Here is an 18,576-nt window from a genome sequence, read left to right as displayed (position 1 = left end):
GCCTTGAAAATATTCGCCGCTACTCTCATTACAGAGACAAACACTTTTTCGCCGGGGCCGACAGGCCTCGGCAACTATGCCTCGTACGGCATTTACCATGGGGACGCTAGTCAGGTTGCGCCCAATGGGATGCTCGGTGTCGGTATGGTGGAGCTGCGAAGGCTCGCCGAAATGGGCGGACATGAGGTCGTCGAAAGTCTGTCAACTATGGCGCAGCCGGCTGGACGCACCGTCAGACACGTGTATGAGCGCTTTCGCGACGAGATTCTCGCCGATCTGAAGCGGGCTGTGCCGGTCGACGCAGTTGTTCTCCTCCTGCATGGTGCGATGGTGGCCGAAGGCTACGATGATTGCGAAGGCGATCTGATCGAAGCTGTTCGCGAAGTGGTCGGGACGTCAGTGCCGATCGGTGTCGAACTCGACTTGCACTGTCACTTCACCGAGAAGATGCGCAGGAATGCGGAAATCATCATCAGCTACAAGGAGTATCCGCATACGGACGGGATTGATCGTCTACGTGAAGTGTACGCGCTGACAATGGCGACCGCACAAGGTCGAATTCGGCCAGTGATAGCCGTACATGACTGCCGCATGGTAGGAATCTGGCATACCACGAAAGAGCCGATGGCTGGGTTTGTCAAACACATGCAGTCATTGGAGGGAAAGAACGGCATCTTGTCCGTGTCATTCGGACATGGGTTTCCATGGGGTGACGTTCCGGAGTCGGGGGCTAAGGTTTGGGTGGTCGGCGATGAGGATAAGGCGCTCGCGCAGAGTGCCGCAGATCAGTTGGGGAAGGCGCTTTGGGAAATGCGCGAAGCTGCACGCCCAACGGTGACGTCGATAGATGACGCACTCCACAAAGCAGAGCCGAAAAGCGGTGCGCCGATTGTCCTGGCAGACATCGCCGACAACCCGGGGGGCGGGGCCCCGGGCGACAGTACCTTCATCCTACAGCGTCTGACCGAGCGCAGAGTTGGCAACGTTGCTCTCGGCTGTCTCTACGACGTAGGGGCTGTTCAGATGTGTCGAGAGGCCGGTGTTGGCGCGCGGCTCACGCTTCGGATTGGCGGCAAGTCTGGGCCGTCTTCCGGTGTGCCGGTGGACTTGGCCGTCACGGTTCGTGGTCTGTTGGATGAGCATAGCCAAAGTCTTGCCGGCATGACATGCAAGTTCGGTTCATCCGCCTGGGTGTCAACAAACGACAATATCGACATTGTGTTGGTGAGTGTCAGGGAGCAGACATTCTCGCTTTCGGCCTTCACCGGAATAGGTGTTGATTTGCTCTCGAAGCACATCGTTGTTGTGAAGTCGACTCAGCATTTTCACGCGGAATTCGCGCCGATTGCGAGCGAGGTGATCTATGTTTCTACGCCTGGTGCTCTGACCCCGGATTTCATCAACATTCCTTATCGTGCCCGCGATCTCAACTATTGGCCACGAGTCGCCGATCCTTTCGGTGGACGACTGTAGCGGTGCAATGCATGGGCGCCCAGTCTCGTCATCGAATGTGGTCCAGCCTGACCGGGCTGCGCTATTGCCTGAAGCGGCATGAATTGCTTGCGGTGCGGCGCGTCTACTTCTTTGAGGTAAAAGGCTACTCACATGAAAGAACAATCCACTTCTGTTTCGATGCAGCCCGGCAAGGCGTTGCGGGCCTTGCGTACCAAGCTGGGAATGACGTTGCATGAGGTCAGCGAGCGAACCGGGCTTTCCGTGTCGACTGTTTCAAAGCTTGAAATGGGCAGGGCGTCACTATCGTTTGAGAAGCTCTTTGCGATGAGCGAAGGACTTGGTGTCGAAATGTCGGAACTGCTGGGGGCTTTGGCAAGTACTTCGAAAGGTGCCGCATCCCCGGCGCCGATTGGTCGGCGTGTCATTCAACGAGCCGGGGATGGATTGCCATTGAAGACGGTTCCCTACGGACAGTTGTACCCGGCGGTCGAGCGCCTGCACAAGCAATTGATTCCTATCGTCGCCGACGTCTATGCCACGACAATCGAAGAGTTCGTGGCGGCGTTTGGCGACCTCACGCGACATGCCGGCGAGGAGTTCGCCTATGTTCTGGATGGAGAGGTAGAGTTCCATTCGGAACTCTACGCTCCGGTACGGCTGAAGAAGGGGGAATCGATCTATTTCGACAGCAGCATGGGGCACGCCTATCTCAAGGCGTCTGATGCGCCCTGTCGGGTGCTTTGCGTCTGTACAAACGCTGGAGATCGTGAGGCGTCCCCAGGGCACCTCAAGAGGAAAGAGCGTTCGTCAATTTAGAGAGTGCTTCTATTCAGCCCTCCGTCGATCACGAGATTCTGGCCGACGAGGAAGCTCACACTTGAGCCGCACAGGAACGCGCATGCTGCGCCAAACTCCTCAGGCGTGCCCGCTCGGCCAGCAGGAACTTCCTCAATCATCTTTTCGGCCACGGGCCCGAGTTCTCTGAGCCGGTTCGTAAAAATGGTACCGGGTAGCAGGTTGTTTATTGTGACGTTGAATTTTGCCACCTGCCTGGAGACAGATGCCACGTAACCGGTGAGTGCCATGCGTGATGCGGTGGACAATTCAAGGTGCTCGACAGGTTTCTTTACTGCCACAGACGTGACATTGACAATCCGTCCAAACCGGCGCTCGATCATGCCCGGTAATACCCCCTGGATAAGGTCAACGGCGGACAGGAAATTCAGTTCCAAGGCTCGATGCCAAAGAGCGATATTGATATCCGGATACGGAATTGCCGGTGGACCGCCGGCATTGGTCACCAAAATATCAACGATCGGACTCGATTCCAGTACTGCGGAGCGCTCGTCGGGGCGGGAAAGATCGGCAGCCAACCATTCCACTCCTTGATTGGGACTTGCCGAAAGTATTTCCGCCGCCAGGCGCAGCTTATTTTCGTCACGAGATACTAGCGTCACATGAGCACCTTCAGCACATAGAGCTCTCGCACACGCGAAACCGAGCCCCGTCGATGCTCCGCAGACCAATGCACGACGTCCAGCAATTTCCAGATCCATCTATAGCTCCGCTTAACCGCTTAACCGCTTAACCGCTCTACGCGGACGCCCCGGCAACAATCACAAACTCTGCTTCAGACGCGGTGGCCCGAATCGCCTTGGCAGACTGGTACGCTTCCGAATCATAGAACGCTCTCGCGCTGGCCATATCCGGGAACTCCACGACCACCACTCGACGATCCTCTTCAGGGCCTTCAAGCGTAATCGGCGGCGCTCCTCGCGACAGAAACTGGCCGCCATACGCTTTCACGATAGAGGGAGTCAGCGCGGTGTAATCGGCGTATACGTCAGGATTGGCGACCATTACGCGTGCAATCAGATAGGCTGGCATTGACGTTGTTCGTTGGCATCCATTCGGCGAATGCCTTCAGTTATGAGTTGTATCTATAATAAATGCCAAACCGACTACCAGATGGTGAGTCAAAGTGGTATCTGATATTGGAATTTCTTATAACTGGTCTCTTGGCGAACTTCGCGCGTTTTGCCTCATATGTGACTGTCGAAACCTGAGCCAAGTGGCGCTTCGGCTGGACATGAGTCAATCGGCCGTCTCACTCATGGTTCAGCGATGGCGTGAGGCAGTAGGTCAACCGCTTTTCGTTCGCGCACGTTACGGCGTGGTCCCGACGGACGCTGCGATTGTGCTTCGCGCGAAACTCGAGCCGTTGCTGGAGGGAATTTCCCTCGCACTCGCGAATGTGCAAGGTTTCGATCCTCGGACGTCGAAGCGCACGTTCCGGGTGCATATGACCGACATCGGTCAAATGGTTTTCCTGCCCACGCTGAATGGCTTTCTGACAGGCCATGCACCGGGAGTTCGGCTGGAGGTGCGCAATCTCGCATGGGAGGCACTTGAGGCTGGACTCGGTACCGGCGAAGTGGATATCGCAATTGGCTCGCTACCCATGATTCGAGGAAGAGTGCATTCCCGCGTGCTTCGGCGCGAGCCCTACGTCACAACAATGCGCCGAGGCCATCCGCTCACTCGGGCCAATCTTGACCTGGAAACCTATTCCGCTGCAGCGCATTTGGTTGTCGATGCGACTAGTAGTGGACATGCCCTCGTTGAGAGTGCGCTGCATTCAAAGGGTATTCGTCGGAGAATCGGGCTGTCGATCCCTCACTTTCTGGCCGCCGAACGAATTTTGCTTAACAGCGACTACTTGCTGACGGTTCCCGAGGTGGCGGTGATGTCGTTTCGAGATGCCTCGGCGTTTCAACTCTTGCCGACCCCAGTTCATCTCCCTACGTTTGACATTCGGCTCCACTGGCATGAAAGAAGTCGTGAAGACGAAGGGGGGCGCTGGCTCAGGGCGTCGATTGCGGACTTGCTTGGAAAGTCTGACGCCGATGACGTTTAGCGCTGGGGATGACGACACGCCGTTCGCGACGGAATTGCTGCACTTTCACGGACAGGTCAGATGGCCGATATTTCACCGTAGGTGCAAATAGAATACGTTTGGTATGGTTGCGGAGACCGGATATAGCCTCCGCAACCATGTCGCTTTTTGCCGCATCAAGCCGCCGACTTTGCGAGCTCTGCATAAACACCTTTTGCGTTGATCAGTGTGTCGTGTGTTCCAACTTCGACGATGCGTCCTCGTTGGAGAACGACGATCTGATCGGCTCGTCGAATCGTGGACAGGCGGTGGGCGATGGTGATGGTCGTTCGTCCTCGCGACAGATTGGCAAGTGCCGCTTCCATTGCGCGTTCGGTTTTTGTATCGAGCGCACTTGTTGCTTCGTCCAGAAGTAGCACCGGCGGATTTCGCAATATCGTGCGGGCAAGCGCGAGGCGCTGCTTTTCACCGCCTGAAAAGCGATAGCCACGGTCACCAACTAGCGTGTTATACCCGTCAGGTAATGCTGCAAGGCTCTCATGAATCTGCGCAATCTTGGCGGCCTCGACAAGTTCTTCATCTGTTGCGTCCGGCTTCGCGAATCGAAGATTCTCCGCAACGGAAGCATAGAGCAGGTAGGGCTCCTGGGTGACAACACCGAGCATATCCGTGAGCGTCTCAAAGCTTAGGTTGCGAACGTCGATTCCGTCATAACGAATCGCTCCGTCGTCGACGTCGTACAGACGCGCCAGAAGATAGCCGAGCGTAGTCTTTCCCGAGCCTGTGCTACCGACGATGGCGACACTGGTGCCCGCTCGAACGTTGACGGAAATATCGGAAAGCGTGGGCCGGGATGTGCCTGGATACGTAAACTGGACATTCTCAAGTCGAATTTCTCCCTGCATTTCGGACCGTGACAAGTGCACTGGGTTCGTTGCCTCGGAAATCTCGACAGGCTTGTCGAGATATTCAAAAACTCGAGCAAATAGTGCTCGCGTGGTGCGCATTTCCCGGCCAATGACAAGTAGATCTTCCAAGGGCCACAACAACTGCTCCTGCAGCGCGATCATCGCGACCAGCGTGCCAATCGTTGCTGGGGCGCTGGAGTTCAGGAGCAGTCCGCCTAGCAACAACGTCAATGCAGGAAGCGTGGCAAGCAGCAAATAGATCATCTGCCACTGCCACTCACCCGTGGTGTGCGATCGAATTTCCAACTTCGCGACGTCGTGGGATGTTCTTGCGAAGCGCCTGATGAGGTGCTCTGCGCGTCCCATCGTGCGCGAAAGAATAATGCCCGAGATGGAAAGCGATTCCTGGACGGCGGCCGACATATCCCCCAAGCGAACTTGTTGTTCGTGGGTGATGGTCTCTCGCAACTTTCCTACGCGATCACTGAGGAAAATTGAGCATGGCACCACGATCATTGAGAACAACGCGAGGCGCCAATCGAGAGCGAACATCGCAATAGCCGTCATGATGACAATGCTGGTATTTCTCGCGAGCTCGTTCGCAGTGTTGGTCACCAGTGCTTGCAGACCTCCGATATCGCTCGCAATTCGCGACTGGATTTCGCCAGAGCGCGTGGCGGCAAAGAACGAGAGGGGTAACGACTGCAAATGGGAGTACAGGCGAACGCGAAGGTCGTGCATGATCGACTGACCGATCTTCGACGACATGACGACTTGCACCGTGTTTAGCGCGGCGGAAAGTGCAGCAATGCCGACGAGGCCACCTGCGAGATACATCAAAAGGGTAACGTCCCTATTGGGAAGGGCATCATCGATGATCGCGCGCAGCATGAACGGTGAAGCCATACCAACGGCCGAACTGATCACCAGCAGGCATACTACCCATGCGATCTGGGCTGAGTACGGCTTGAACAGTGCGATGATCCGATTGGCAGACACATGTTTATCTGCCAATTCGCGATATGCGTCTATCTTTGTGGTTTCCGATTCACTCATGATTCATTGACTTTGGAGGCCTTGAATTCGCCAATTTCGTAACACTCAATTGCCTCATTGCGCCTTGATCCAAGTGGCGATCAGCTTCAATGCTCCGGGCTCATAGGCGTGTCGCCCGAGGCACATGAACAGCGCGATTTTCCATTTGGGCCATTCCGATTCGAGTTGGTAGTCAAACCAACGGCCTCGCAGCAACGCGTGAGTTGCGTCTGGAATCTGAACAACCCTTCGACCGGTGTGTCCGGCAAAGGCGCGCTTATAATCGTTGGCGTCCTCGATAGGGTCGACGTTCCTATCCAGCGATCCCCAAATGGCGAGTACAGGCCCACGCATCGTTTTGAGCGCTTCCGCGGAGTCCTCCGAATAGTTGCGAGCAATGAAGTTGAAGCGACGAGGTTCGATATCGGGGCGAGTCGCGGGGATCGCGGGCTGCCCTGGGCGTGCAAAGACGGCGTCGTTGGACTTCAACTCCTCGGAGATCGCGGTATCGATGCTGGCAGGCAAAACTCCTTGGGCTTGCATTCGTTGGCGCGTCAGATAGACGCCCTGCCTGCGCCAATTGACAGCGCCACCGACGATAACCGAAAAGGCGGGGCGAACCTCGTTGGCGACACGCGGGATGACCCATCCGCCTTGGGAGAACCCGAGCAAGCCGATCTTGTTGCCGGGGCCTACGGTTTGACGCACGCGAGAAATAGCCGCAACGGCTTCGTCTGCTCGATCCTCCATCGACTGTGCCAACCAGTCGCCGCGACTTTCACCGACGCCGGCCTTGTCCCAGGTGAACACGCCGATGCCTGCGTTCAGAAGTGCGTTGATGAGCGGCAGATAGCCACTGTCGGAAAATCGATCACGCGGGCCGTCCCCATGGATGAGCAGAGCGATCGGCGCGTCAGGCGCGTTCTTAGGCATTACGAGGGTGCCTGAAAGGTCCGCGCCACCGGCATGAAAAGTCAACGTCGAACTGTTCCCGTTTTCAAGTTCGAAATCCGACAGGTTGGCAAGGGCAAAGGCGCCCAATGCACAAAGCAGCGCGAGCATGACGGCGCCGGTAGCTACTAGGGGGCTGATTCGCTTCTTCAATGGTCTTCTCTCTGGACGAGGCGCGCCTTGACACGCGAGGCTGTGTGTTTAATAATAGATCGAGTAGTCAGTCTATTAAATAATTTTGCGTACGTCTAGGGGGAATGCGTGAGAAAGGTTGATCCGGAAAAGGTAGAAGCCAAGCGGCGGCAGATACTGGACGCTGCTATCGACTGCTTTGCTCGACAGGGCTTTCACGGTACTTCGACGGCGTCGATTTGTGCCGCTGCTGGTATGAGCCCGGGGAATCTCTTTCATTATTTCCCGACCAAGGCGTCGATCATTGAAGCAATCGCTCAGGATGAGCAGTTGGCGACCGCCGAAATATTTGAAAAATGGTCGGGGGCCGAAGACGCACTGACGGCAATTGAAGAGATAGTTGTTGAATGGATGCGACTTGCCAGTGAACCAACGTATGCACGAATCAGTATCGAGGTAGGAGCAGAGGCTTCACGTAACCCTGACATCAAAGCGTTGTTTTTGGTCAACGACCAACGGGTGAAGGGGCGGATGATCACGCTGATTGAGAGAGGAATTCGTCAGGGTGCAATCGATGCGGCGCTAGCCCCGGATCTGCTCGCTTCGTGGTTGATTGCTCTCGCTGAAGGCGCCGTTGGACGCGTCGTCTTCGAATCAAAATTTGACTTGAGCGCCCATGAACCCGTGTTTCGACGCATTGTTCGACGCACATTGCAAAAGTAGTGGGCGCGAGACATGGAGACCGGACTGCCCGCCGGAGCGGAAACGTGGGCGTGGACGCTGTATCCATATGCGCTTGCGTCTCGGGGCCGAAAATGCAAGGCCGCAGTGGCGATTTGAGGCATGCAATTTCGGACAAGTCGTTTTGCCCGTGTGTGAAAAAAAGTGCGTACTATTCGGCAATAGTTACTGAATACTGAGGGCTTTGCCATGCGCCATTGATGCCGCCGTCTTCATGACGGCCAGTCTCCACCTACCCCCGCGAGCAGGGGGAGTTCTTGGCATCTTCGGAACAACGTATGACGAATTCCTATCTCACGCTGGAAGGCGTGTCTTATGTTCTGCCTGACGGCCGAACCCTTTTCTCCGACCTGAACGAGCAGTTCGACGCGCGACCTACTGGCCTCGTCGGCCGCAACGGCGCCGGCAAGTCCGTGCTCGCTCGCGTGCTTTCCGGACAGGTTTCTCCGACAACCGGACGTTGTGCCCGCTTGGGCACTGTCTACTACCTCGCGCAGCAGATTGCCCCTCGCGCAGGCGCGACCGTGGCCGATCTGGCCAACGTCCGAGACACGCTCGATGCCCTCGCACGCGTTGAAGCCGGTAGCACAGCGCCTGAAGATTTCGACGCCGTGGGCGAACGCTGGGACGTACGCCGGCAGCTCGACAGCGAACTGACACGCCACGGCCTTGCCCATCTCGACGCCGCAACACCCGCTAGCGAGTTGAGCGGCGGAGAGGTCATGCGTGTGAGCCTGATCGGGGCACTGTTGTCCGCAGCCGACTTTCTCATCCTCGACGAGCCGACCAATCATCTTGACCGTGACGCGCGCAGCGCGCTCATCGAGCAACTCCGCCAATGGCCGCGTGGCCTGCTGATCGTGAGTCACGACCGCCGGCTGCTGGAACACATGACGCGCATCGTGGAACTCTCACCGCTGGGCTTGCAAAGCTACGGCGGCGGCTATCGTTTCTATGCACAATGCAAGGCGGAAGAACGGGCGAATGCGTTGCAAACGCTGGAGCAGCGAAAGTTGGAACGCGATCGCGAGGCCCGGTCACTGCGCGAGCAGCAGGAACGGCTGGCACGGCGACAGGCGCGCGGTAACCGTCATGGGCATGAGGCCAATCAGGCAAAGATCCTGCTGGGACGTCAGAAAGAGCGCAGTGAGGGGAGTGCAGGAAAGCTCCGCGCGCAGCATGCGCAGACGCGCGAGGCGCTCAATGCACGAGTGCACGAAGCCGCGCAGCAAGTCGAGGACGAGGCAAGCATCGTGATGCGTGCCTCTGCGCTTGCGGGGACGTCGACGGCGGCGCGGCGACGTGTCGCGCAACTGGATGCGGTATCGCTGCCCCATGTGCCGCCCGCCACACGCCACATCGACCTGACGCTGACCGGCCAGCAGCGCGTCGGTGTTATCGGTCCTAATGGTTGCGGCAAGTCCACACTGCTCAAGGTGCTGGCAGGAACGATCGCGCCCGAGGGCGGCGTCTGCGATGTCCCGGTGCAGTGTCTGTATCTGGATCAGGGGCTGGCGAACCTGTCGCCTGAGCGCCCCGTGCTGGACCAACTGATGGAAGTGAATCGGACGCAAACGCAGGGAGAACTTCGCACGCGTCTCGCGCAACTCGGACTGGACGCGCAGACCATCATGGCACCGAGCGGCACGCTCAGCGGGGGAGAGCGCCTGAAAGCGGCGCTGGCCTGCGCATTTTACGCCGACCAACCGGCGCAGCTTCTGTTGCTCGACGAACCCAGCAATCATCTGGACCTGCCGTCGCGACAGGCGCTGGAGACGTTGCTGCGCAGTTACTCGGGTGCGCTCGTCGTCGTGTCACACGACGACGCATTTCTGGAGGCGTTGGGCCTGACGCATCATCTTGCAGCGACTGAAAACGGATGGGGGATGGATGCGTGTCAGCCATCCACCTAAGTGGGCCCGGCATCGCTCTTTTGCGAGCGAGCGACCGACGTTGGAGGTCCGGAACGGCTCCCGTGTCGCAAGCCATTCCGGATCCCTGCGTTTGCTCCTGGAGCCGCTTGGCCAAAGGCTTCGTGTCAAACTGACGCGGACAGGTCCTAGGCTAAGTAGTAAGACAAAATCGTCCCCAATCCTGCATCAATAGTGTCCGCTTCACCAACAAATCACCTCGTTGATACGCGGCTTCGACCCCGTCGGCGAGTTGATGTGCCAACGCGTGTTCACAAACTTCACGGGGATATGAGGTTGTCTCTCTCGCACAGTCGCGGAACGTTGAACGAAAACCATGCTGAGTCAAATCTGGGTGTCCCATACGGCGCAAGACTGAAGTCAGCGCCATATCCGAAAACATGCCACCTTTCGGCGCTGAGAATACGTAGTCGCAGTCGGCGATCCGAGGCATTTGCTTGAGAACATGAATTGCCTCGTCGGACAGCGGAACGCGATGCTCTCGTCGTGCCTTCATCCGATGCGCTGGGACTGTCCACACGCGAGCCGAAAAGTCGATCTCGTCCCACGTCGCTCCGCGGACCTCCGCGGACCTCCCCGGACCTCCCCGGACCTCGCTGCCGTGAAAATGGAGAATTCGAGCGCGCGTGCCGATACCCCGTCCCGACTGCGTAGCTCTTTCATGAACGACGCCACTTGTCGATATGGCAACGCCGCGTGATGCTTCACCTTTTGAATTTTGCTTCGGGCCGGAAGTTCGTGCTCGAGGTGGCCTGTCCAACGCGCGGGGTTCTCCCCCTCTCTATATCCCCTGAACGATGCCCAATCTAGAACGGACTCGATTCGCCCACGCACTCGACTGGCTGTTTCGGTTTTGGCGTGCCACAAGGGCGCCACTCCATCTCCGTCCTTAACCTCCTGCATCAAAACGGCAAGTACGCGATCTGTGTCAATGGAGCTGACGGGAAGGGACCCGCCTGAGCGACCGACACCGACGTATGGAGGTCACCGGCCTGACGATCAACAAGTTTCCGAACGTGCGCCGGAAGTTTATCGATCGCATTCGCGGCGCTCTCAATGCTTGGGAGCGCAACGGTTACGCGAAGACTCAGCAGGGTTGGCAGGATCGAATCGCGGCCTCGGAAAACCTGCCGGTCGATCAAAAACCTTGGAAACGTCAGTATTGATCGGGCGGTGCCGCCGAACTGAAAAACGTGCTCTGGGGCGAGTTGCTGTAGCTGCGCATGGTCCGCGGGAAGGATGACCTGATCTACACCCGGCTTGCGGAACGCTACAACGCACAGGTTGCAAAGGAGCAAGCCGCTGGATCGTTCACCGCGTCTGTGCTGATCGCACATGCGTTGCTTCGGGTGGAGCAGTGCACTTTATTAGGCGCAGGCGGTATGTCTCGTCAACTGTTCAATTGCGGCAAACAAAGCAGAGCGTCAAAATCGGTGATTGACCCGAACGTACGCCGACTGCGCCGACACATGGCTCGTGTTGATCAGTGCATCCATGCCCAGCGATACGGCGGTCGTCTTCGAGGCCCGCCAGCTCACGCTGGCACCCGTGGTCAGGAACGAGCGCGGCAGATCGGTGCCCGAGGCGGCGAACATGGTGCCATCCTGGCTCTGCACCTGCACAACGCGGCCGCCACTCAGCACTTCGCGCGCATATCCGAGGCGCAATTGCACAGTGACGGGGCGTGCGGCATCGCCAAACGCCTTGTCCAGTGTCATGCCCACGTACGGTTGCAGGCTGCGTGCGTTGTCAGCGCCCACTTGCAGATTCTGGCCGTTGGCACCGTCTTCGGTGAAGCCGCTGCCGCGCACATAAGCGTAGCGCAGCCCAACGTGCGGGGCAAGCGTGAAGCCGGCCACCTGCACCGGCAGGCTGGCCTGCGTGGCGGCGGTGAATTCATGGCCGATGTGGTCGCCTTCTGCGGTGCCCATGCTGCCGAACGGACGCTTCTGCGAGAGGAAGTTAAGCCCGTAGCCCAGCGTGCCCGATACGTTGATCGCGCCCACGGGCTGGTTGCCATAGAGCGCCAGGCGCAGCGTGTCGATGGCGCCCGATGCGCCCGTGCCATCTTCGCCGAGCGTCGTGTGAGTGTAGCCGCCGGCCGCGCCCACCGTGGCGTTGCCGAGCTGGCGGTCTGCCCCGGCCAGGAAACCGTATTCGTGCGTCAGGAAGCCCGGCGCGCTGCCAGTGCCGCCCACCTTCGTGCTGGTGCCGGTGGCGGTAGCCCACGCGTCGGTTGACGTGACCAGGCCCGATTGCAGATTGCCCAATCGGCCCAGCAGTGCCGCGTTGGCGCCCTGGGCCTGCAGCAGAGCGGTCGTGCCGACGGCCGTGTAGATCGACGTGTTGGTGGGGGCGACCACCAGCGGATCGGCCGACGAGCCGGCTGCCGCAGCCAGCGTCAGGTCTACCTCATTGGCGCCGTAGTTGACGGACGACTGCAGTGTGCCCAGATTGGCGCCTGCCGTGGTCGTGTTGGTTACGTTGCCAAAGCGGCCCGTCACACCGTTGGCAGCAGTCAACAGCGTGTACTGGCGTGCTGTGTACGTGCCCGGGTCGTACACGATGGCCAGCGTGCCGCCTAGTGCCGCTGCCCCACCCACCCGCAATTGCGAACCCTGCGTCGGGCTAACTTCGATCGACAGCGTGCCGGTGGCCGCCTGCGCGTAGTTACCGCTCACGGCCAGCGTGCCGATGGAGCCGCCGGGTGCCACCACGCCGCTGTTGTTCACGTTGCCCGACACCGTGCCATGGCCACGCAGCGTACCTTGCGTGCTCACCTGCACGTTGCCGCCCAGCATTGCGCTGGCGCTGGCCGCATCGCCCACGGCCACGGTGCCGTCCGATATGGTGGTAGTGCCGGTAAACGCGCTGCTGATGCCATTGAGCGTGAGCGTACCAGTGCCCTGTTTCACCAGGCTGCCGCTGCCTGTCAGGCTGCCTCCGAAGGTTTGCGATGTGTTGTCCGTCAGCGTGAGTATGTTGGCGCCCAGGGCCACCCGGCTGCCCGATACCCCCGAGAGATGCGCCACCGACTGGTTGCCGCCGGCCGACAGATCCAGCGTCGCCCCAGACCCCGCCAGCGACACTGTTGTTGCCTCTGACAGATTGCCCGCGCCCGCCAATGCCAGCGTGCCCGCGTTGACCGTCGTGGCGCCGGTATAGGCGTTCACGCCAGACAGCGTTTGCGTGCCGCCGTTGAGCGTGAGGCCGCCCGTGCCGGCAATGCCGCCGCTGAACGTGCCGCTGGCGTTGCTGAGGGTGAGTGTCTGGCCACCCAGCGCGACAGTGCCGGTGCCGGACAGCGTCGTCACCGTGGTGCCGCCCGCCGTGCCGGAAATATCGAAGATGCCGTTGTTGATCAGGCCGCTGGCGTTCGCGATGCTGCCCCCGCCCGTCAGGGCCAGCGTACCGGCGCTGATGGTCGTGGTGCCGGTGTATGCGTTGGCGCCGGCCAGCGTTTGCGTGCCGGTGCCCGCGAGCGTCACGCCACCCGTACCGGTGATTGATCCACCGAATGTGCCGTTGGTGTTGGCTGTGACGGTCAGTGCGTTGCTGCCCAGATTCACGGTCGACCCGGCCACTCCTAGCAACGCCCCGATCGTTTGCGCGCCGCCCCCGCTGATGCTGAACTGCGTGCCCGCATTCGCCAGATCGACCGAGCTGGTCGATGCCAGACTGCCGCCGGTGCCAAGCGCCAGCGTGCCGTTGGTGATGGTCGTGCCGCCGGTATAGCCGTTGGTGCTCGTCAGCGTGAGCGTGCCGGCGCCGCTCTTCGTCAGGCCGCCCGCGCCGCTGATGCCGCTGGCCAGCGTCACGTTGTTGCCATTGGTATCGAGCGTGCCGCCGTTCGCGCCCAGCGCAGTCAACCGGCTGGAAATGTCCGTCGTGTTTCCGGTGGCCCACTGCAGGCCGCCGCCGTCCAACGTGACATTGCCCGAACCTAGATTGCCGCCGCTGGTGAAATTGATCAGGCCCGCGTTGACGGTCGTGCCGCCGGTGTACAGGTTGGCGCCAGTCAGGAACGTCGTGCCGCTGCCGTTCTGCACCACCTTGCCGGTGCCGGCAATGTTCGTGGAGAACGTGTACGAGGCGTCGGACTGGTTGAAGTTGATCGTGCCTGCATTGTTGATGCTGCCGACCAGACCGGTGACCGTGCCGGCGGTCGCGCCGTTGGCTGTGGCGTTGCCGATATTGAGCGTGCCACTGCCGTTGATGGTGAAGGCGCCGCCGGTCAGGTTGAGCGTGCTGCCATCGCCCAGGTTGAGGATACCCGCACCGCCGGCACCGCCGTTGCCGGAGCAGCCGCAGTTGCCGCCCGTGCCGCCCAAACCGCCAAGATAGAGCTGCGTGCCGACCGTGATGGTGGCGCCCCCTGTGGCCGTGAGCGTACCGCTGCCGCCCGTGCCGCCATTGCCTCCGCGCGTGCTACCGGCGCCGCCCGAGCCCCCACCGCCGCCCGCTCCGCCGATCAGCAGCGTGTTGGTTACGCTCAGTGCCGTCCCGGTGAGGTTGAGGACACCAGCGCCTCCGGTGCCGCCGTTGATGCCGCCCAGGTTGCCGCCGTCCCCGCCGCCGGCGCCGCCCCCGATCCCCATGTAGTCGTAGGTTGACAAGGGAAGGCCGCCGCCGGTGGCCGTGCCGGGAATCACCTGCGTTGGGCTCGGAATGCTGGCAGCACCGCCGGAGCCCGGCAGGAAGAAATCCTGTGCGCCGTTGCCGCCGGCGATGCTGCCGTTACCACCGTCACCGCCACCCAGGCCGCCAGTCCCCACCAGCAGCACATCGATCGCGTGCGCAAGCGGTGTCGCCAGCCCCAGCGACAGCGTCATCACCGCACTGGCCGCCACACGCCGCCGCAGTCCTGCGCCCTTGGTGTGCGAGGCGGCCAGCTCCGACACGGCCTGCCAGATCCCCAGCGCTCCATTCCAGACCACCCGGTAAGCGTGATTCATCCCGTCAACCCTCGGTTTCTTTATTGGATTCGGCTACATAGCTGTAGCCACGTTACCTGAAATACCGGCCAGAACGCAGCTCCAGGCGGCGCAATGGGGCTCCCAGCACTTCAGAAAAAGCCAATGTAAAATTTGTGCCCGGAAGATTCCATTACCCGGAAGAGTAGTCATGCACACCGACACCGTTTTGCTGCAGGAAATTGTCCGTCTCTATGAAGCCGAGGCCGATCTGATGACGTTGCCCGGCATCCTGTTTGATGGCGTGACACGGTTGACAGGCGCCGACGTGGCGACCTGGACAGAGGTGCACCACCGCTCGGGAGAACTGCGCGCACTGCTGTCGGTGGAAGATGATCCGGCCCGGCGCCAGGCCGCCTTCGAAGGCTATGCCCGCCATGCGGCCAGCCACCCCTTCTGGCAGAAAGACCTCGCCTTCTTTGGCGAGCGCGCGGTCCGCGAGTCGGATGTCTTTACCGACGACGAATTCATGACGCTCCCGATGGCGCAGGAGGTGTTTCTCCCCTCCAACGCGCGCCGCATCATGGGGATCGTGATGCTGCATGGCGAATACTTCATGGAACTGAGCGCGCATCGCGTGATGGGCCAGCCCGCCTATAGCGATGCCGAACGTGATCGCCTCCAGGCCTATCGGCCGCACGTGCTGCGAGCCTACCGCCAGGCACAGCAGCGCACCGTCGACGAGCTCCCGCCGGCGGATCGCCTGCGCTACGCCTTTCCGGAGTTGACGCAGCGGCAGGTGGAAGTGGCGGTGTGGGTGGCGCAGGGCAACTCGAACGAGGCCATCGCCACCGTCATGAACATCAGCTTGGATACCGTCAAGGCGCACCTCAAAGCCATCTTCAGCAAGATCGGCACTGACAGCCGCCTCGCGCTGGCCAAGCTGGTGCATACCGTGCCGCCGTTCTCGCAGATGCCGCCGCTGTGGAAACTTCCGTTGGAAACATGGGGTACACAAACGCCGCCTGTTAGCCAATCCGGTTGATTCGGATTTCAAGAGAATGCCATCCACCCATCTTCATTAGCGTTTGCAGCGGCGTTCCGTTCCGGACATGCCAACTTACCCAAGTGTGACGCAGGTGATGGAATCGAAAATCTTTGATCCCGGCCCTCTTGCATGCGCCTTTCCATTGCACGTTGTCCAGACACTCAAGCGGTTCGCCATTGCGCACGAAGACGTGCGTCTGGGGCTCCCCAATTTGGCGGCGAATCACTTCGACGGCCTCATCGTTAAGGGGCACTCCGATAGGCTTGCCTGCCTTCGCCTGATCTGGATGAATCCACGCGCGACGCTTCACCAAATCGACCTGCGACCATTCCAGACCGAAAATACCCCTCGGCGTAATCCGGTCGAGACAAGAACGATGGCACCACGATCTACAAGCTCAATGTCAGGGACGTGCCGGTCGATGGCTTCTGGTCGGTCAGCGTCTACAACGCGGAAGGCTACTATGAGCCCAACGACCTCAATGCTTATTCACTGAGCAGCATCACGGCGAAGAAGGGCGGCGACGGCACCGTCGCGATTCAATTCGGTGGTTGCAACGGCAAAATCGCCAACTGCCTTCCGATCGCGAAGGGGTGGAACTACATGGTCCGCCTCTATCGGCCGCGCGCGGCGATCCTCAACGGCGCTTGGAAGTTTCCCGAAGCCTCGCCGCAGTGAATTGAGCCGGTAGGCATTTCACCTGTGCGCGGAAGCGTGGCGCTTCACTGTGCTCTTGTGTTTGCCGCCTCGGGAAGGGCCCGCCTCACAGAATGCCATCCCCGATATGATCGTTCTGAGTAAAACAGTGTAGATGTAACGTGCATCCTTATCGGTCGTGGCTGACCAAGTAAGAAAAAAGCCCTTGAATTTCAAGGGCTTTTTTGTTTTGTGACTGTCGTCCGCCTGACACTGATCGGTCAGACGAACTGTTCGCGCATCGCCTTCTTGTTCAACTTGCCGACACTGGTCCTTTGCAGCGAGTCGACGAACCTGATGATTTGCGGCACCGCGTATTTTGAGATTTCTCCAGTCGCGACAATCGCAAGCAGGTGTCGCCTGATCTCTTCATCGTCGACGGGGCCCGCGTCCTTCTTCAATACGACCAGCGCGACCGGCCGCTCACCCCACTTCTCGTCCTTGATGCCGAACACCGCCACCTCGGAGACCGCAGGGTGCCGAGAGATCAGGTTTTCGATTTCAAGCGACGACACCCATTCACCGCCTGACTTGATCACGTCCTTCAGTCGATCGGTAATCTGCACGTAGCCAGCCGGGTCGATGCTGGCGATATCCTGGGTATGCAGATACCCGCCCTCCCATAGCTGCTCCGATGCTTCCGGATTGTGAAGGTAACTTTGCGTGAGCCATGGCGCGCGCACCACCACTTCGCCGAAGGCCTTGCCATCGTGCGGGAGGTCTGCCATCGCGTCATCGACAATCCGCAGATCGACCAGAGGAACGGGAAGGCCGGTTTTGCAGCGCAGACGAATCTCCTCGTCCGCATCGAGTGGGCCAAGGTCGGGCTTGATCTGCGCCAGCGTGAGGATGGGGCCGGTTTCCGACATGCCGTAGCCCGTAAAGACATCGATGCCACGCTCGAACGCGGCCCTCGCCAGGCCTTGTGTCAATGCACTTCCGCCAACGATGACTTTCCAGCGGCTGAAGTCGACCGTCTTCGCTTCGGGGCAGTTCAGCAGCATGTGCAGGATCGTGCCGACGCAGTGCGAAAAAGTCACGCCCTCGTCACGGATGAGCCCCACCAGCCGGTCGGGCGCATAGCGTCCCGGGTAGATCTGCTTCAGCCCCATGACCGTTGCGACGTAGGGTATGCCCCACGCATGGACATGGAACATGGGGGTGATTGGCATGTAGACATCGCCACGATGAAGCCGTTGACCGGAGGCCGGACTTGCCAACCCGGCCATCACGCTGATCGTGTGAAGTACCAGTTGCCGATGAGAAAAATGCACCCCCTTGGGCTGCCCCGTGGTTCCGGTCGTGTAAAACGTGGTGGCGCGCGTGTTTTCGTCGAAATCCGGGAACGAATAATGCGTATCGCTCGCCGCGAGCATGCGCTCATACTCCGTCGTGAACGGAATCGTGTGTGTCGTGGGGGCGTCGTCGTCTTCGTCGATGAGAACGAAGGTGCGGACGGATTTCAATTGATCTTTGATCGCATCGATCACCGGCAGGAAATCGGTATGGACCAGAAGCACTTCGGCGCCGGCGTGATTGATCGTGAACGCGATTTCCGCGTTGGACAGTCGTACATTGACCGTCTGCAGCACCGCTCCCATCATCGGGATGGCGAAATAACATTCCAGATAGCGATGGCTATCCCAGTCCATTACGCCGACGGTACTGCCATGCCGGACGCCTAGCCCGGCAAGGGCGTTAGCGAGTCTGGAGATTCGCTCGTTCATCGTCCGGTAAGTCATTCGCTGCTGCCCCCGGTAAACGATCTCCTGCTCCGGGGCGTGAGCCAGCGGCGTATGCAAAAGCTGCTTGATCAGCAGGGGATAGGCGTATGCCGAGGGGGTGCCGTTCGTCAACTCGTCCTGCATCA

Annotated in this window: 17 protein-coding genes; 8 read left to right on the top strand and 9 right to left on the bottom strand. The window is 59.8% G+C overall.

What is annotated here, in order from left to right:
* Positions 1-3: 3 nt before the first annotated feature.
* Together PHO31112_RS13750 and PHO31112_RS13745 are read left to right on the top strand one after the other, a co-directional pair.
* Positions 4-1,473, top strand: a complete 1,470-nt coding sequence (locus PHO31112_RS13750; RefSeq protein WP_150621013.1) for a M81 family metallopeptidase — start codon at positions 4-6, stop codon at positions 1,471-1,473.
* Between the two features lie 132 nt (positions 1,474-1,605).
* Positions 1,606-2,271, top strand: a complete 666-nt coding sequence (locus tag PHO31112_RS13745) for a helix-turn-helix domain-containing protein (RefSeq protein WP_150621012.1) — start codon at positions 1,606-1,608, stop codon at positions 2,269-2,271.
* Here PHO31112_RS13745 and PHO31112_RS13740 read toward each other — a convergent pair.
* Positions 2,268-3,011 carry an SDR family oxidoreductase gene (locus PHO31112_RS13740; RefSeq protein WP_150621011.1) on the bottom strand — a complete coding sequence of 248 codons (744 nt, stop codon included), beginning with the start codon at positions 3,009-3,011 and terminating at the stop codon, positions 2,268-2,270. The two genes, PHO31112_RS13745 and PHO31112_RS13740, sit on opposite strands and share 4 nt — an antisense overlap.
* A gap of 37 nt (positions 3,012-3,048) precedes the next feature.
* Positions 3,049-3,342 (bottom strand): DUF1330 domain-containing protein, encoded by a 294-nt coding sequence (locus tag PHO31112_RS13735; RefSeq protein ID WP_150621010.1) that lies wholly within the window; start codon positions 3,340-3,342, stop codon positions 3,049-3,051.
* 94 nt (positions 3,343-3,436) lie between these two features.
* Between PHO31112_RS13735 and PHO31112_RS13730 the strand changes: the two genes are divergently transcribed.
* Positions 3,437-4,372, top strand: coding sequence for a LysR family transcriptional regulator (locus PHO31112_RS13730; protein ID WP_150621009.1), 936 nt, complete (start codon positions 3,437-3,439; stop codon positions 4,370-4,372).
* A 155-nt stretch (positions 4,373-4,527) separates the two neighbouring features.
* On the opposite strand, the gene PHO31112_RS13725 is transcribed toward PHO31112_RS13730, so the two are convergent.
* Entirely contained in the window at positions 4,528-6,315 is a 1,788-nt protein-coding gene (locus tag PHO31112_RS13725) for an ABC transporter ATP-binding protein (RefSeq protein ID WP_150621008.1), read from the bottom strand.
* A 54-nt stretch (positions 6,316-6,369) separates the two neighbouring features.
* A complete protein-coding gene (locus PHO31112_RS13720) occupies positions 6,370-7,356 on the bottom strand; it encodes an alpha/beta hydrolase family protein (RefSeq protein ID WP_150621007.1) in 987 nt (328 codons plus the stop codon).
* A 150-nt stretch (positions 7,357-7,506) separates the two neighbouring features.
* On the opposite strand from PHO31112_RS13720, the gene PHO31112_RS13715 reads away from it, so the two are divergent.
* Both PHO31112_RS13715 and PHO31112_RS13710 read left to right on the top strand, forming a co-directional pair.
* Positions 7,507-8,100, top strand: a complete 594-nt coding sequence (locus PHO31112_RS13715) for a TetR/AcrR family transcriptional regulator (RefSeq protein WP_150621006.1) — start codon at positions 7,507-7,509, stop codon at positions 8,098-8,100.
* 296 nt (positions 8,101-8,396) lie between these two features.
* Positions 8,397-10,031 (top strand): ABC-F family ATP-binding cassette domain-containing protein, encoded by a 1,635-nt coding sequence (locus PHO31112_RS13710; protein ID WP_150621005.1) that lies wholly within the window; start codon positions 8,397-8,399, stop codon positions 10,029-10,031.
* A 151-nt stretch (positions 10,032-10,182) separates the two neighbouring features.
* Here PHO31112_RS13710 and PHO31112_RS27625 read toward each other — a convergent pair whose 3' ends face one another.
* The gene (locus PHO31112_RS27625) at positions 10,183-10,569 is read right to left on the bottom strand and encodes a tyrosine-type recombinase/integrase (protein WP_246178171.1); all 387 of its coding nucleotides are present in this window, start codon (positions 10,567-10,569) and stop codon (positions 10,183-10,185) included.
* Positions 10,542-10,952: a phage integrase central domain-containing protein gene (locus PHO31112_RS28175; RefSeq protein WP_425495189.1), complete on the bottom strand. Its 411-nt coding sequence runs from the start codon at positions 10,950-10,952 to the stop codon at positions 10,542-10,544. The genes PHO31112_RS27625 and PHO31112_RS28175 overlap by 28 nt, the downstream gene beginning before the upstream one ends.
* A gap of 74 nt (positions 10,953-11,026) precedes the next feature.
* On the opposite strand from PHO31112_RS28175, the gene PHO31112_RS27620 reads away from it, so the two are divergent.
* Complete coding sequence (locus PHO31112_RS27620; protein WP_246178168.1) at positions 11,027-11,215, top strand: hypothetical protein; 189 nt, start codon at positions 11,027-11,029, stop codon at positions 11,213-11,215.
* 258 nt (positions 11,216-11,473) lie between these two features.
* Here PHO31112_RS27620 and PHO31112_RS13695 read toward each other — a convergent pair whose 3' ends face one another.
* Positions 11,474-15,004: an autotransporter domain-containing protein gene (locus PHO31112_RS13695; RefSeq protein WP_150621004.1), complete on the bottom strand. Its 3,531-nt coding sequence runs from the start codon at positions 15,002-15,004 to the stop codon at positions 11,474-11,476.
* Positions 15,005-15,173: 169 nt separating this feature from the next.
* Here PHO31112_RS13695 and PHO31112_RS13690 point away from each other — a divergent pair, with 169 nt between their 5' ends.
* Positions 15,174-16,007, top strand: coding sequence for a helix-turn-helix transcriptional regulator (locus tag PHO31112_RS13690; protein WP_150621003.1), 834 nt, complete (start codon positions 15,174-15,176; stop codon positions 16,005-16,007).
* On the opposite strand, the gene PHO31112_RS27615 is transcribed toward PHO31112_RS13690, so the two are convergent.
* Positions 15,991-16,320: a tyrosine-type recombinase/integrase gene (locus tag PHO31112_RS27615; protein WP_246178183.1), complete on the bottom strand. Its 330-nt coding sequence runs from the start codon at positions 16,318-16,320 to the stop codon at positions 15,991-15,993. The two genes, PHO31112_RS13690 and PHO31112_RS27615, sit on opposite strands and share 17 nt — an antisense overlap.
* 101 nt (positions 16,321-16,421) lie before the next feature.
* Between PHO31112_RS27615 and PHO31112_RS13680 the strand changes: the two genes are divergently transcribed.
* Complete coding sequence (locus PHO31112_RS13680; protein WP_343042740.1) at positions 16,422-16,688, top strand: DUF1214 domain-containing protein; 267 nt, start codon at positions 16,422-16,424, stop codon at positions 16,686-16,688.
* A 239-nt stretch (positions 16,689-16,927) separates the two neighbouring features.
* Here the strand turns inward: PHO31112_RS13680 and PHO31112_RS13675 are convergent, their stop codons facing one another.
* Positions 16,928-18,574 (bottom strand): fatty acid--CoA ligase, encoded by a 1,647-nt coding sequence (locus PHO31112_RS13675; RefSeq protein WP_150621098.1) that lies wholly within the window; start codon positions 18,572-18,574, stop codon positions 16,928-16,930.
* Positions 18,575-18,576 lie beyond the last annotated feature (2 nt).

The organism is Pandoraea horticolens, from assembly GCF_902459555.1.
Lineage (GTDB): Bacteria > Pseudomonadota > Gammaproteobacteria > Burkholderiales > Burkholderiaceae > Pandoraea > Pandoraea horticolens.
Note: the sequence above shows the minus strand (reverse complement) of the source record. Positions and strands in the feature narration are given on the sequence as shown.

Excerpts from the sequence above, each read along its gene's own strand:
- PHO31112_RS28175 (WP_425495189.1), bottom strand. The coding sequence starts at position 10,952 with ATGCAGGAGGTTAAGGACGGAGATGGAGTGGCGCCCTTGTGGCACGCC.
- PHO31112_RS13710 (WP_150621005.1), top strand. The coding sequence starts at position 8,397 with ATGACGAATTCCTATCTCACGCTGGAAGGCGTGTCTTATGTTCTGCCT.
- PHO31112_RS13745 (WP_150621012.1), top strand. The coding sequence starts at position 1,606 with ATGAAAGAACAATCCACTTCTGTTTCGATGCAGCCCGGCAAGGCGTTG.
- PHO31112_RS13735 (WP_150621010.1), bottom strand. The coding sequence starts at position 3,342 with ATGCCAGCCTATCTGATTGCACGCGTAATGGTCGCCAATCCTGACGTA.
- PHO31112_RS27620 (WP_246178168.1), top strand. The coding sequence starts at position 11,027 with ATGGAGGTCACCGGCCTGACGATCAACAAGTTTCCGAACGTGCGCCGG.
- PHO31112_RS13695 (WP_150621004.1), bottom strand. The coding sequence starts at position 15,004 with ATGAATCACGCTTACCGGGTGGTCTGGAATGGAGCGCTGGGGATCTGG.
- PHO31112_RS13690 (WP_150621003.1), top strand. The coding sequence starts at position 15,174 with ATGCACACCGACACCGTTTTGCTGCAGGAAATTGTCCGTCTCTATGAA.
- PHO31112_RS13675 (WP_150621098.1), bottom strand. The coding sequence starts at position 18,574 with ATGCAGGACGAGTTGACGAACGGCACCCCCTCGGCATACGCCTATCCC.
- PHO31112_RS13740 (WP_150621011.1), bottom strand. The coding sequence starts at position 3,011 with ATGGATCTGGAAATTGCTGGACGTCGTGCATTGGTCTGCGGAGCATCG.
- PHO31112_RS13725 (WP_150621008.1), bottom strand. The coding sequence starts at position 6,315 with ATGAGTGAATCGGAAACCACAAAGATAGACGCATATCGCGAATTGGCA.
- PHO31112_RS13720 (WP_150621007.1), bottom strand. The coding sequence starts at position 7,356 with ATGCTCGCGCTGCTTTGTGCATTGGGCGCCTTTGCCCTTGCCAACCTG.